Annotated in this window: 6 protein-coding genes; 5 read left to right on the top strand and 1 reads right to left on the bottom strand. The window is 48.1% G+C overall.

Translation table 11 applies throughout. The annotated features are described in order from the left end of the window. The first annotated feature begins 220 nt into the window (after window positions 1-220). Complete coding sequence (locus IGI77_RS06375) at window positions 221-1783, top strand: polysaccharide deacetylase family protein (protein ID WP_438769725.1); 1563 nt, start codon at window positions 221-223, stop codon at window positions 1781-1783. Between the two features lie 72 nt (window positions 1784-1855). Here IGI77_RS06375 and IGI77_RS06380 read toward each other — a convergent pair whose 3' ends face one another. Beyond that, the gene (locus IGI77_RS06380; RefSeq protein WP_438769726.1) at window positions 1856-2740 is read right to left on the bottom strand and encodes a helix-turn-helix domain-containing protein; all 885 of its coding nucleotides are present in this window, start codon (window positions 2738-2740) and stop codon (window positions 1856-1858) included. Between the two features lie 1159 nt (window positions 2741-3899). Here IGI77_RS06380 and IGI77_RS06385 point away from each other — a divergent pair. From IGI77_RS06385 to IGI77_RS06400, 4 genes are all read left to right on the top strand, one after another. Continuing rightward, on the top strand, window positions 3900-13292 hold the full coding sequence (locus IGI77_RS06385) for an Ig-like domain-containing protein (protein ID WP_438769727.1): 9393 nt from the start codon (window positions 3900-3902) through the stop codon (window positions 13290-13292). A 102-nt stretch (window positions 13293-13394) separates the two neighbouring features. Then, on the top strand, window positions 13395-14864 hold the full coding sequence (locus tag IGI77_RS06390; protein WP_438769729.1) for an adhesive domain-containing protein: 1470 nt from the start codon (window positions 13395-13397) through the stop codon (window positions 14862-14864). A gap of 14 nt (window positions 14865-14878) precedes the next feature. After that, a complete protein-coding gene (locus tag IGI77_RS06395; protein WP_201705886.1) occupies window positions 14879-15187 on the top strand; it encodes a hypothetical protein in 309 nt (102 codons plus the stop codon). After that, window positions 15184-15831, top strand: coding sequence for a WxL domain-containing protein (locus IGI77_RS06400; protein ID WP_074535099.1), 648 nt, complete (start codon window positions 15184-15186; stop codon window positions 15829-15831). Before IGI77_RS06395 ends, IGI77_RS06400 begins: the two co-directional genes overlap by 4 nt. The last annotated feature ends 2 nt before the right edge of the window (window positions 15832-15833 follow it).

A 15833-nucleotide genomic window follows, 5' to 3' on the forward strand; every position in this document is an offset into this window, starting at 1 on the left:
ATATCTCTCATTATTTTTAAACAAAAAGAAAAAGCAGTGAACACGATATCATACTTGGCAGAATTGGTTTTCTTAAAAGCAGAATAAAGGATTTCTAAGAACAATTCTCAAAATTTGTGAACAAAAAGAGAAGTTTATAAGAATCTCTGTAACACTGTTGAAATATTATTACGCTTATGTTACATTTTGTTTACGTTATTATGTTTGAGGGAGAATGTTTATGAAGAAATCAAGCAATGATTCAAATAATTCACAACATAGAGAAGCGACTTCTGAAAAACAAGCACCTACTTCAAGGGTCGAATCACATCAAAAGCAAACAACGGGAACGACAAGACGCACGCCAACCGCCAATCGTCAAGTTTCTAAAAAGAAGCCAACCCATCGCAAGTATCTCTTTTCATTGATGACGCTGCTGACAATCGTCATTATCGCCACTGGGGGCTATATCGCATTTACTTTGAAGCAGCAAGAAGCATTGGCACGGGAAAAATATGAAGCTGCCGCACAAAAGCTATTAGCGTCGATCCAAGAAGAGCAGGCCAAAGAGGGAATTCCCGCAAAACTTGAAACATTGTCTGATGGGGACAAAAAAGAATTGATTTTCCGACCAAAAGAAGAAAATGCCATCCCTGTAAAGGATGCAAGTCAGAAATTATCGACCATGGCGAACAAGCTATGCAAAAAGCACGCCGACAAAGAGACCGTTACGATCGCTCGGATTCAAGCACAAGCAGTTGCATCAAAAGTGTCAACCTATTCCTTAAAAGCGGACAGCTATGTTTGGAATCGGGAGACTGGGCGGTTTGAAGATGCGGATAGCGTGGTTGCCGATCCAATTTTTATTTCCGAGAAAACCGGCAATGAATTATCCTTAAAAGACTTGGTTCCAGATGAAGGCAGCTTGCTAGGGATCCAGCAAGTGATTCAACAAAAGCTTTTGAATCAAGCCAAAGAACCGACTAAACTCATTGATGCGGTCTTGGGGATGGACCGAATCACCTATGATTCAAAATTTACTTATGATCCTGAAAAAATAACGCTCCAGTTGCCGCAAAATCAAACAGGTGTATCCGAGATCACTTTGGCTTACAAAGAGATTGCGCCCTTTATTGATCCAGAGCTGGTCAATGCGGATCAATTGAAAGAGCAACAAGCGATGTTAGACGAAAACAAAAAATATGTTGCGTTGACTTTCGATGATGGACCAAATGATACTTCGACATTGGATCTCTTAAAAATTTTGAAAGACAATGATGTGAAGGCAACGTTCTTTGAATTGGGCCAGATGGTGGATCGATACCCTGAGGTCGCGAAAAAAGTCCATGAGGAAGGGCATGAAATTGCCAGTCACTCCTATTCTCATCCCCAATTAAATACGTTGTCGCCAGAGGAGGTCAAAGCGGAAATAACCAAAACGGACAAAGCCATCTATCAGGCGACAGGGGTCTTGCCTAAGAATTTGCGCCCGCCATATGGAGCGATCGATCAACAAAGCGCCCAAGCGGCAGGAAAATCGATCATTCAATGGAGTGTTGATACCGAGGATTGGAAGCTGAAAGATCCAAACAAGATTTTGAAGGTTGTCCAAAACAATGTTTACGATGGATCGATTATTTTGTTACATGATATTCATCCGAAATCTGTTCAAGCCGTGCCGGGCATCATCAAAGCGCTCAAAGCACAAGGCTATGAATTTGTGACGGTCGATCAATTGCTCAATGGCAGCCAAAAACCAATGTATCAATATTTTGGTGCAACAGATGAGCGCAGTGTGAGCTAATAGCTGAAAAAGGAAGTGATGGCAATCATCACTTCCTTTTTTTATTAAACGAACGCTGCAGTTGCCGCTTTATCACTCGGAGGAGGCAAATGCTCGGAGGTAGTCATCATCCAGCAGTAAAGCAAAATCATCGGCAAGGGCACCTTGATCCAATTCTCGCATGATAGCTAGCATCTTTGTGGTAATCCTTTTGCCTGCTTTTTTGTCACCGGTTCTTAAGAGCAACACGCCTTGGAAAAACTTGCAGACGGCTTGGTGGAAAAATTCTTTGTAGTCTGTCGCCAAAAGTTTTAATTGGACGACGAGAACTTCCGTCACATCGTATTGCTGGTGTTTTAGCGTATATTCGATTAAATTGATCAGTAGTGCGCAATAGATTTCCCGACCTTTTTCCATATCGATGTAGTATTCGAGCATCTTGGATACTTTTTTGAAGAAGAGGAAATTATGGTCGTTGTCCAAAAGATCGATGGTGTTGCCAAATAGTTGGATTTCTTGTAACGTCCAGCTCTCAACATCAACGAGATAGGAGATAATCGTTTGACGATCACATTCCAAAATCGCACGTTTCCGATAGACGCCATGCTCTGCCAAGCATTGCAGCATGCGAATCCGTGAGCGAACCTCTGCAATGCGGACATTGTTCAGTCGGCTAGAGGTTTGCTGCAGCTCCTGTAATAGAATTTGTAACTGGTTGATATCGTGCTTGTTTGAATATTGTGTGTACCGATGGTTGTAGCTGTTTTGCTCATCCAGCCGATAGCCATTCGCGATATAGAGAAATTCATCGATATCCATTGATAGATTTTCTAAGATTTGCAACAGCAGGTTGGCAGCAATCTGGTGCTTGCCTTTTTCAAATTCGATGGCATAGGATTTTGAAATAATCGTGCCATAGACTTCTTTTTGGGTGAAGCCTTTTTTCAATCGGATTTGTCTGATCGTTTCGCCATACATAAGAAAGCCTCCGCTCTCATTGAATTAATGAAATCATGTATCCCCATTATAGTAAAACAAGTCCAGTGTAGGAATTAAAAAGGTCTTATATTTCAGACCGCTTCTGATTTGATGGAAGGATGTTTCGCGGTAATGTGCACCCAGAGAGGGCGTGAAATAATAAGAAAGCGTGAGAACGATTCGTTCTCACGCTTTTTTCTCAGACAAAACTAAGACATATCAATACAAGAATCATTACTAACCAATCCATCTTCTCATGCTCCTTATGTGGTATTAGAAGAAGACGATTGGGCAGCAGCGTTTCCTTCTTACCAGCAAGTATAAACAAAAAGAAGCGAATGAACGCTTACGTCCAAAATATAAGACCAAATAGCTACGGAAGAATTTCCCTGAAAGAAAAAAGTAAATGGCGATTGAAGAAATTTCATTTCATGATTGCTCACGCTCGATTTTAATAGGAGATTTTCATTCCTTTTTTCACAGAACGTTCTGGGAGCTTTTCGAGCCCATTTTTTTCGTCGGTAAGAGTTATTTTAGACAATATCGTGAAAAACGCCTGAATTATTTTTGTTTTTTTATTTTCGTAGGTAAAAAACGGGGTTGAAGACAAGAAAAAACAACATCATCGTTTTTCTCTCTTCTTGAGTATAAAGAAACAAATGTAATCGTATTCATTGTATTGATTAATTATAAGGAGTAAGGTGCTTTTTTTGATAAAAAATGATAAATTTTTATCGTTATGCACCTGTTTATAAGATAAATATAAATAATCTGTGCTTGTTTATAAAATAAATATTTTATGTTTTGTAACGTTAATTTCAGTGTTTTTTTAATTATTTATCGTGTTTATAATTTGTTGGAAAGAAATAAATTTGCTAGAATTTTGGTACACAGTGTGTTTGTTTAGTTATTTAATTTTTGAGTTTCACAAGTGCGTTCTAAAATGCTGTGAAACGATTTGAACAAAAATCACTGGGTTTTTCAGAAAGCATGCGGAAAAATCTTCGCTTTGCGATCGGTAACTTTTGTTTTCTCTCTATGCCTTTGGGTGTTGGGTTGAAATAGATTTTCATCTGGTTTAAAAGGGGGCAGGAATCATTCCAGAGATCATCAGTTTTATCTTTTGTCGGTTAAATTTTTTCGAACAGGAGGAGAATGAATGAAAGGCATTAATTACAAAAAGCTCATGGATTCAAAGAAAAACACACGCGTTCGAACAAAGAAAAACATTATTGCGAATTTAACTGTCAGTGGGATGTTGTTGACGAGTACGGTGGTCGTGCCAGCAAGTTTGTTATGGGCACCAACGACGGTTGAAGCTGCTTTGGTTTCAGCTGAACTTTTCTCAGATATCACAGCGTCTAATAACTCAGGCACGAGTGCGTCTGCACCTTATGCAACGCCTGGGGCAACGAACCAAGTCAATTTCTCGATTTCTGGATCAAATGCAGTAACGGTTGATGTCTTGAACGGGGATAAAGTCGCGGTGGTTGGGGTTCCTCAAGGACTTACTGGTTTGGTTCAACCGGCAGGAAATGCATCAATTTCGACCAATGTGACACTACAACTGGGGAATTTCCCAGCCTTGCAAACATTGATCGGAACAGTCACACCAGCAGTCGATACCTTGATCAGCACGGTGGATGGGATCGTCAATCAAAATTTAGCTGACGCATTGGATATTCCGCCAACAGTCATTGGTGGCTTGCCGAATCCGTTGTATACGGCGGCTTCAATCGTGGATGTTAGCGAAGTGATCTCCGTCAACTTAGCTGAAATTACGACCCAGTTAGACTTATTAAATCAACTTGGACAATTTGGCCAAGCGAATTTTGAAGTTCCAGCTGGATTAACCGAAAACGAACGTGCCCTGATTGCCAATGTGGATGATGGTTTATTTATCGTTGTCAATCAGCGCATCAATCAAATTCTTGATAATTTACAAGCGGCACAGATCCAAGTCAGTATTCTAGATGGTGCCAGCGGCATCCCAGGAATTGGTACCTTGATCAGCGGGATCAATACACTGGTACAAACGACGGTCAATACCGCCAAAGCGACTTTAAATGGCACGGTTGAAACTGCTCAAAATGTCTTGAATGCTACGACCAATCTAGCAGATCAGGTTGCTTCTGCTTCTGTTTTAGGTCAAACCAACGTGGTGATTCCAACGAATGTTACCAGTCCGACCTATGCGCAATTGGTTGAAAATGGGGTGGCGAATCCTTCCACTCCTTACGAAGCTCGCTTCGAAGCAACGATGTCTCAGCTTGACCTCATCACCATTGATTTATTTACGGATGCTGACGGCAATAACTCGATTTGGTTTGCACCAGACACACCAGAAGATCAAACCGATACACCAACGATCAATCCATTGACAGCAGGGGAAACGACGATCAGCGGAACAGCTGAGCCAGGCGCAGTCATAACATTGGCGATCAACGGCGGTGCACCTATTACCACAACCGCAGATGGTGACGGCAATTGGACGACCGATGTCCCTGAATTGGTAGAAGGTGATACAGTCACAGCAGTAGCGGAAGCGGATGGGGAATCAGCGAGTGAACCTGCGACGGCAACGGTAGCAGCACCAGTGGTCAATGCCCCAACGGCTTCGATTACAGGAAACAGCACCGATGGATATCCTGTGACGGGGACAGCCGCAGCAAATGCAGCCATTGAAATCACCAATGCCGAGGGTGAAGTCGTTGGCACTGGGACGGCAAATGAGAACGGCAACTACAGTATCACGTTGAACCCAGCAGATGTAGCAGAAAATGAAAACTTGAATGTTGCTGCAATCGTTACTGCTGGCGGTCAAACGTACCGCAGTGGCAATACGCCAATCGTCGTTCCAGCAGACGATGCCGAGCAACAAACGGGAACACCAACGATCCAACCAGTGACTGCCGGGGATACAAGCGTCAGCGGAACGGCTGAGCCTGGTGCCTCGATTACTGTGACCGTCAACGGTGCAGATCCGATCGTGACGGAAGCCGATGAAGAGGGCAATTGGCGTGTTGACGTGGACGAAGTGTCAGAGGGCGATACGGTTTCAGCTGTCGCCGAACTAGAAGGACAAACACCAAGTCAGCCAGCAAGTACCACCGTGTCCGCCTTGACGGTCAATGCCCCAACGGCTTCGATCACAGGAAATAGTCAAGAGGGCTATCCAGTGACTGGAACAGCTGCACCAAATGCGGCCATTGAGATCACCAATGCGGATGGCGAAATTGTCGGAACAGGTACTGCCAATGAGAATGGCGTTTATACGGTGACGTTAGATCCAGCAGATGTTGCCGCGGAAGAAACCTTGAATGTGACGGCAGTTGTGACCGCTGGCGGCGAAACCTATCGAAGCAACCCGACACCTGTTGTGGTGCCTGCAGATATCCTGCAGACGGAAACACCAACGATCGATCCAGTCAGTGCTGGAGATACGACCGTTAGTGGGACAGCCGAACCGGGGGCAACGGTAACGATCACGCTTCCTGAAGGCGATCCAATCACGGCTGAAGCCGATGATGAAGGCAACTGGGAAGCAACGGTTCCTGAATTGTCAGAAGGCGATTCCGTGACGGTCGTAGCTGAGTCTGAAGGCAAAGATCCAAGTGCCCCAATCACCGTGAGTGTAAGCGGTTTGACTGTGGCGGCGCCAACAGCTACGATCACTGGAAATAGCACAGATGGGTATCCAGTAACGGGAACAGCGACTGCCAATGCAGCGATTGAAATTTTGAATGAAGCAGGCGATGTCGTTGGTAGTGGAACAGCCGATGACGATGGCAACTTCACGATCACCCTTGATCCTCAAGAGGTGGCAGCTGGCGACAACTTGCGGGTGGAAGCGATCGTGACGGCTGGTGGTGAAGACTATCGCAGTACAGGTACACCACTTGTAGTTCCTGCAGATGATGTAGAAAACTTGACGGAAACACCAACGATCGACCCAGTAACAGCTGGGGATACGACTGTTAGCGGAACGGCTGAACCAGGGGCAACAGTGACGATCACGCTTCCTGAAGGCGATCCGATCACGGCAGAAGCCGATGACGAAGGCAACTGGGAAGCGACGGTTCCTGAACTATCAGAAGGCGATACGGTAACAGTCGTTGCCGAAGCCGAAGGCAAAGATCCAAGTGCACCGATTACCGTGACCGTTGATGGTGTTACGGTCAGTGCACCGAGCGCTTCCATCACAGGCAATAGCACGGATGGCTATCCAGTCAGCGGAACAACGACACCGAATGCGGCAATTGAGATTTTGAATGAAGCAGGCGATGTTGTTGGTAGCACGACGGCGGATGACACGGGTGCTTATACCGTGACCTTAGATCCAGCCGATGTGGCGCCAGAAGAAGCCTTGCAGGTGGTGGCAGTTGTGACAGCAGGCGGTCAAGACTACCGCAGTAATGCCACACCAATCACCGTACCAGCAGACATTGAACAAACAGGGACACCAACGATCGATCCGGTCACAGCAGGTGATACCACGATTAGCGGAACGGCAGAACCAGGGTCGACGGTTACTGTGACGATCACCGATCAAGAACCAGTAACGGCTGAAACGGATGACGAGGGAAACTGGCTTGCAGAAGTGCCAGCAGTTTCTGGTGGCGATACAGTCACAGTCGTTGCGGAAGCTGAAGGCAAAGAGCCAAGTGCACCAATCAGCGTTGGAGTCAATGGAGTGACGGTGGCAGCACCAACAGCGATCATCAGCGGCAATAGTACCGATGGCTATCCAATCACGGGGACTGCACCAGCGAATGCAGCGATCGAAGTACTGAATGAAGCAGGCGATGTGATTGGTACTGGCACAGCCGATGGGGATGGAAACTATACGGTAACCATCGCACCAGCCGATGCAGCACCAGAAGAAACCTTGTCTGTCGTTGCGATCGTAACAGCTGGCGGGGATGAGTACCGCAGTCCTGCCACACCAGTGACGGTCCCAGCAGATGAGCTTGAACAAACAGCATTACCAACCATCGACCCAATCAATGCAGGGGACACGACGATCAGTGGGACTGCCGAACCAGGCGCTACGGTGACGGTAACGATCCCAGGTGAAGAACCTGTGACTGGTGAAGCCGATGACGAGGGCAACTGGACGGTTGAAGTTCCTGAAGTTTCTGAAGGAGAAACCGTCACAGTGGTCGCACAAGCACCAGACAAAGACCCAAGTGCACCAATCAGTGTTGGGGTCAATGGGTTGACGATCGCTACGCCAACCGCGACGATCAGTGGCAATAGTACCGATGGGTACCCAGTAACGGGAACGGCACCAGCCAATGCAGCCATCGAAATCTTGAATGCCGATGACGAGGTGGTAGGTACTGGCACTGCCAATGACGAAGGCCAATACACGATCACGTTGACGAGTGATGATGCGTCTCCAGCTGAAACCTTACGGGTGGTGGCGGTAGTCACAGCCGGTGGTCAAGCCTACCGCAGTGCGGCTGCCCCAATCACAGTACCATTGGATCAAACCGCAGTCCCAACCATTGAATCGGTGACAGCCGGCGACACCACGATCAGCGGAACGGCTGAACCTGGTGCGACAGTTTCGGTAACGATTGGTGACGCAGAGCCAGTCACTGCCGAAGCAGATGACGAAGGCAATTGGACGGCAACGGTGCCCGAGGTTTCTCAAGGAGAAATAGTTTCCGTGGTAGCGACCCTTGATGGGGAAACGCCAAGTGACGCAGCAACGGTCGTCGTAAATCCACGTAGTGTGGCGACACCGACAGCAGCGATCAGCGGCAATAGTACCGATGGGTATCCAGTTACAGGAACGGCAACGCCGAATGCAGCGATTGAGATTTTAAATGCAGCCGATGAGGTTGTCGGCAGTGGCGAAGCAAATGAGGAGGGTGCCTACAGCATCACCTTGAGCAGTAGTGATGTTGATCCTTCAGAACCACTTCAGGTGGTGGCAGTGGTAACCGCTGGCGGCGATGAATACCGCAGTGCGCCGCTTTCCATCGTGGTACCAGCAGATCAAACGACCGCACCAACGATCGATCCAGTGCAAGCAGGGGATACATCCGTCGGAGGAACGGCCGAACCTGGTTCAACGGTGACGGTAACGATTCCTGGAGAAGATCCAGTGACTGCCGAAACGGATGAGGAAGGCAATTGGACAGTCACCGTACCAGAGCTTTCAGAAGGCGACATGGTCACAGTGGTTGCGGAAGCTGAAGGCAAAGACCCAAGTGAACCAATCAGTGTCGGTGTCGGTGCCTTGAACGTGGCAGCACCAACGGCAACGATCACTGGCAACAGTACTGACGGCTATCCAGTTACAGGGACAGCACCAGCCAACGCAGCCATTGAGATCTTAAATGATGCGGGTGAAGTGGTGGGCAGTGGGACTGCCAATGGAGACGGTGAGTATACGATCACCTTGACAGAAGGTGTTTCTCCAGCAGAAACCTTGCGAGTGGTGGCAATGGTAACAGCTGGCGGACAAGAATACCGCAGTCCAGCAACTACTATCGTGGTGCCAGAAGATAACGCAGAAGACCAAACAGCAGCACCGACTGTCGCACCCGTGGTTGCTGGGGATACAACCGTTAGCGGAACGGCTGAACCAGGAGCAGAGGTAACCGTTGAACTGCCAAGCGGCAATACTTACACTGCAACAGCAAATGACGAAGGTGAGTGGACGGCAACTGTGCCGACGGTTTCTCTAGATGATGTCTTGACCGTTACTGCCTTGGCAGACGGCAAAACAGAAAGTTTACCAGTTACAGTGACGGTGCAAGGGCTGATCGTGGCAGCACCGACGGCAATGATTTCTGGCAATAGTGAAGATGGTTATCCTGTAACTGGTACAGCACCAGCCAATGCGGCAATCCAAATCTTAAATGCTGATGATCAAGTGATTGGCACAGGGACAGCCAATGAGAATGGCGTTTACACCGTTACCTTGACCAGTGAAGATGTATCAGCAGGGGAAACGGTCCGTGTCGTTGCCATCGTTTCAGCAGGTGGGGATGACTTCCGTAGTCAACCAACGGCTGTCGTGGTGCCAGCGGATCAAACGGCGACACCAACGATCAATCCAGCAGTGGCTGGCGCAACAGAAATCAGCGGAACAGCCGAACCAGGAGCAACAGTCAGTGTGACGGTCGGTGAGGAAGACCCAATCACCGCTGAAGTTGACGATGAGGGCAATTGGCAAGCTGAGGTACCAGCGCTTTCCGAAGGAACGACTGTTACGGCAGTGGCAGAAATAGAAAATGAAACACCAAGTACACCAGCAACGATCACGGTCGGGGCATTAACGGTGTCGGCGCCTAGTGCGTCCATCAGCGGCAATGCAGCCGATGGCTATCCAGTGACTGGAACAGGACCAGCGAATGCGACCATCGAAATCTTGAATGAAGCTGGCGAGATAGTTGAAACGGGTACGACCGATGATGCAGGGCTTTACACGATCGATTTGACCAGTGAAGACGTCTCTCCTGAAGAAAACTTGACGGTGGTTGCGGTGGTCACAGCTGGTGGCAAGGATTATCGCAGTCCAGCGACGCCGATCATGGTGCCAGCTGAACCGGGTGAAAACCAAACAACGGCACCAACGGTTGATCCAATCAAAGCAGGCGATGAAACAGTTAGCGGAACGGCCGAACCAGGCTCAACTGTAACTGTAACACTACCGGATGGCACAGAAGAAACCGCCGAAACAGATGACGAAGGCAACTGGAGTGTCGATGTGCCTGAATTGTCTGAAGGGGATACCATCACAGTCGTCGCAGACAGTGACGGCAAAGACCCAAGTGATCCAATCACTGTCATCGTTGAAGGAGTGACTGTCGCAGCACCAACAGCTTCCATCAGCGGCAACAGCACGGATGGCTACCCAGTGACTGGTACAGCACCAGCCAATGCAGCGATCGAGATCTTGAACGCAGCCAATGAAGTCGTTGGAAGAGGCACTGCTGATGGAGACGGCAACTATACAGTGGCCTTAACTACTGAAACTGTCGACCCAGAAGAAACCTTAAACGTCGTTGCCATCGTTACAGCTGGTGGGAAAGAGTACCGCAGTAATCCAACAGCGGTCATCGTACCAGCAGATACGGTAGTGGATCAGACAGCAGCACCAACGATCGATCCAATCACGGCGGGGGATATCAGCATCAGCGGAACGGCTGAACCAGGTTCAACCGTGACGATCACCGTACCAGATGCTGAACCAATCACGGCTGAAACGGATGACGAAGGCAATTGGACGGCAGAAGTACCAGAAGTTTCTGAAGGCGATGCAGTCACTGTTGTGGCACAATCACCTGACAAAGAGCCAAGCGCTCCAGTCACAGTTGGTGTTGGTGCGTTGACGGTCACTGCTCCTAGTGCAACGATCACAGGCAATAGCACGGACGGCTATCCAGTAACTGGAACGGCACCAGCCAATGCCACCGTACAAATCTTGAATAGCGATGGACAAATCGTCGGTTCAGGAACTGCAGACGCAGAAGGAAACTACAGTATCACTCTTGAACCAACAGCTGTTGCACCAGCGGAAAGCTTAACCGTCGTTGCAGTTCTGACAGCTGGCGGCAAGGAATACCGCAGTAACGCGACACCGATCGTGGTACCTTTGGATCAAGAAGAGCAACAAACTGCAACACCAACGATCGATCCAGTCAAAGCTGGCGATACGACGATCAGCGGGACTGCCGAACCAGGTTCAACGGTGACGGTAACGATTGGTGAAAATGAACCGATCACGACCGAAACGGACGAAGAGGGCAATTGGACAGTTGAGGTACCTGAAGTTGAGGAGGGTGATACCGTCACTGTTGTGGCACAATCACCTGAAAAAGATCCTAGTGCACCAATCACAGTGAGTGTGGATGGCATCACGGTTTCAGCACCGACCGCGTCCATCACTGGCAATCCAGAGGATGGTTACCCAGTGACGGGGATGGCAGCACCAAATGCAGCGATTGAAATCTTGAATGAAGCGGGAGACGTCGTTGGATCAGGCACTACCGATGAAAATGGCAACTACACGATCACGCTTTCTGGTGAAGCTGTTTCTCCTGAAGAATCATTGAATGTCGTTGCGATCATCACCGCTGGTGGCAAAGACTATCGGAGTAATGCGACACGAATCGTAGTGCCCGTTGAGAATACGATCGATCAAACCGCTACACCAATCATCGAACCAGTCACAGCTGGTGACACGACCATTACCGGTACTGCTGTAGCGGGAGCGATGGTCACCGTGACGGTAACAGGAGAAGAAGCGGTTGAAACCGAAGCAGATGAAGCAGGAAATTGGTCAGTGGACGTTGCGGAAGTTTCTCGAGATGAAATCGTAACAGCAGTGGCGCAAAGCGAAGGAGAAACCGCCAGTGAACCAGCAACGACCGTTGTTAATGGCATCACGGTCAACGCACCTTCAGCGTCCATTACTGGGAATTCCCAAGAAGGCTATCCAGTAACTGGGAACGGGCCTGCCAATGCAGCGATTGAAATTTTGAATGAAGCGGGGGATGTCGTTGGAACAGGCACTACCGATGAAAATGGTGACTACACGATCACATTGACTAGTGAGGATGTCGCACCAGAAGAAAACTTATCGGTTGTGGCGATCGTCACTGCTGGTGGGGATGACTACCGCAGTAATGCGACGCCAATCGTCGTACCTGTCGATGATGAAAGCATCAAGACAGATACACCAACCATTGACCCAGTTACGGCTGGTGATACAACGATCAGCGGAACGAGTGAGCCAGGTGCTACGATCACCGTTACCATCAGCGATCCGTTAACAAGTAGATTCCTGACCATCTTCGCGGCTGAAGGACCAATCACAACGATCGCCGATCAAAATGGCGACTGGCGTGTTGAGCTATCCGCGGAAGCGACGGAAGGTGAAACCGTTACGGTTCTTGCTTTAGCAGATGGCGAAACCTTAAGTGATCCGACGACGACCGTAGTCGATGCTTTGACGGTTGATGCACCGGTTGCTACGATCACTGGCAATCCTACCGATGGCTATCCAGTCTTCGGGAATGGACCAGCCAATGCGACGATTGAAATCTTGAATGAAGCGGGTGACGTTGTCGGAACAGGAACGACCAATGGAAATGGTGCATTTAGCATCACATTAGATCCAGAGGATGTTTCACCAGAAGAAACCCTTAACGTTGTGGCGATCGTTACAGCAGGTGGCAGAGAATACCGCAGTGCAGCTACACCAATCGTGGTACCAACGGGTGACAATGGCACGGATGGTTCAGATGGTACTGACGGTACGGACGGAACCGATGGCACGGATGGCACCAATGGTTCTGATGGTACGAATGGTACCGACGGAAGCAATGGCGCTTGGGGCAACTGGGGCAATTGGGGAAACAATAATTGGAACAGCAACAATAACAACCAAAGCTGGTGGGGAAGTAAATTCTTACCGAAAACGGGATCAGAAGGAACTTGGTATGCTTCAGTGATTGGAGCAGCAGTCTTCGTTGTCGGAGGAATCGGCTTGTTCTTCAAAGCAAGAAAGAAAAAAGACCAGCAAAAATAGCATGACTTTACCAGCGGAGTGGACATCCTCCGCTGGTATCTCTAGTGAATCAAAACGTTGAAGCATTGATCATCGTTTCGTAAAGAAAGGGTTAGAAATGGTATGGAAAGCAGAAGGAGGGAAAAACGTTTTTACAAATGGACGATCACTCAGTTGATTTTCTTGTTGACCAGCATCAGTTTCGTCAATTTGTATCTATTAACAACGACCAAAGAAGCCGAGGCGGCTGTGAACGTATTAGATGTGGAAATTTTAAGCAATTTGACGAGTGCCAATACAAGTGGTACTTCAGCAAGTGCCCCTTGGCCAGGCAGTGTGACAAATCGACCAGTGACTTTTTCGATCAAAGGGAACGGGGGCTTGAATGCTTCTGTCAACGTCAACGGTGAGGATAAATTTGCTTTATTGGCGATCCCCACAGAGTTGAGAGCTAGCATCAGTGCCAATGGATCAGCAGCTATCAAAACGTCGACCACAGTCAATATTGCCAATGTCCCGCTTTTGAATGCGATTTTAACAGCGCTTGATTCCTTGACCAGCTCCTTAAATCTCAATCTCGGGATCGTGCAAATCGATTTAACGGCTGTCAATCAGCAAATTTCCTTGCTAAAAACCGTTGGTAATTTAGGAAATGTAGAAATAAGCAGTCCGTTGCAGTTCACCACCCAAAGAGAAGCGTTGTATGCCAATATGAGTTCGAACCTCGGTGTCGTTTTAGGAACCAATGTCCCGCAAATTTTACGGAATTTAAGCACGGCAATTCAAAATACCCAGATTCGAGTGATCGGCATCGATATTGGTGGTGTCGTTCGTGCATTGCTGCAAGGGTTGCTGAATACCCTGCTTAACACTGTAACGTCAGCGTTAAATAATTTGGCAACCGTCCAAGAACAAATGGCGGATGCAGCCGTTTTAGGAGCAACGGATGTTCAAATTCCTACGCTACTTTCGGGTCCAGGACAGTTGACCGCAAATTGGACCGCCAATTTTTCGGCTTCTGTGTTGAAGGCAAAGCCGACGGACATCAATCTCTTGAACTTTAGTGCGCTAAATATCAGCAGTCGCCAAACCATGATTTATTTCATGGTCGAAGCACTGACGATGGATCGGACGAATCTGCCGACTCAGCTGAATTTTGGCCGACATGCCATTCAAACGAAAAAGAGTGAGACATGGCGGGCAACCGCCAACGGCGACCAAAGCGCAGCAGCTACAACTGGGATTTTACGGATCAATGATACCCGCAATCGTCAGAAAAAATGGCAAGTCAAGGTCAGACAATCCACCAATTGGGTCAATGGCACGCGAACATTGCCAGCTGCCGAATTAAGGGTTCAGCTTGGAACTGTCAATTCGACATTTACAGACGGTCGAGTGGTTTTACCTGATAATGCAACGATTGCTCTGCAGCAAAATGTCGAAAAAAATGTGGTGACGTTGGAAAATGCGGCATCGACTGGTGGACTGACTGTTAATTTTTCCCAGTTCAATTTATTTGTACCTGAGAAAACACCTAAATTTCAAGGTCAGTATCGCGCCACAGTCGTGTGGACCGTTTCCGATACACCTTGAAAAGGAAGAGCAGAATGAAAAAAAATTCCCTTGTGCTGCTTCTGGTTTTGATGATCGGCAGTTTCTACAGTATCGTTCCATCAGCAGTAGCCAATACGACGACCGGCAACATTGAGTTTTATGAAGGACCAACGGAAACAGCTAGCAGTGATTCCATTGATGAAGAAATTGAACCACCGACCAGTCAAGAAACGGTTACTAACGCAGAAGAACCGCTGCCACAGCTTGCAGAAACCAATCACTTTTGGCTGCCCGTAATAGGCGGATTCTTCATTAGTCTGACATTGATCATTTGCATCAAAAAAAGGAGGATGGCAAAATGATTTCAAAGAAAACGATAATAGGCGCATTGGGGGTATTGACTGCCCTTAGCATTGGTGCGACAGTGCAAGCAGATGACACGACCGGTGTCGTAGAATATACCTCTGGGGGCATCGTGTTTGACCCGGATAAAGGCGGGAGTGATCCCAATACGCAGCTACCAACGAATTTAGATTTTGGTGCCCATGAAATCCAAACAGAAAATGCCGAAACGTGGGTGGCTACTACGGATGGAACTGGACTACCTGGGGATGGGTCAACGCTGCAAAGAGGGGCAGTTGCGGTCAGCGATAACCGAGGACAGGCGAACTCTTCTTGGGCGATCAAAGTACGGCAAGCAACCCAATTTACGGCAGGAGACAGCACGTTGGACGGTGCGGTATTAACGGTAGATACGGGGACGTTGACCAATAACTTGAGTTCGCCGCCAACAGGAACCAGTGATATTGCCAATGGCGAGCTTGATTTTGCGGCGATCAACAATGAGTATGCGTTCTTGACCGCCAATGCTGGCGAAGGGATTGGTGAAACGTCGATGCCTTTAGAACAATTTACCCTTTCGATCCCAGCCAATACGGAAAAACAATCAGCAACCTACCAAACGACCCTCGTTTGGACGATCAGCAGTGCGCCGACGACCCCATAGGG

It is taken from the genome of Enterococcus sp. DIV0213h, assembly GCF_051711285.1.
GTDB classification, from domain to species: Bacteria; Bacillota; Bacilli; order Lactobacillales; family Enterococcaceae; genus Enterococcus_D; species Enterococcus_D casseliflavus.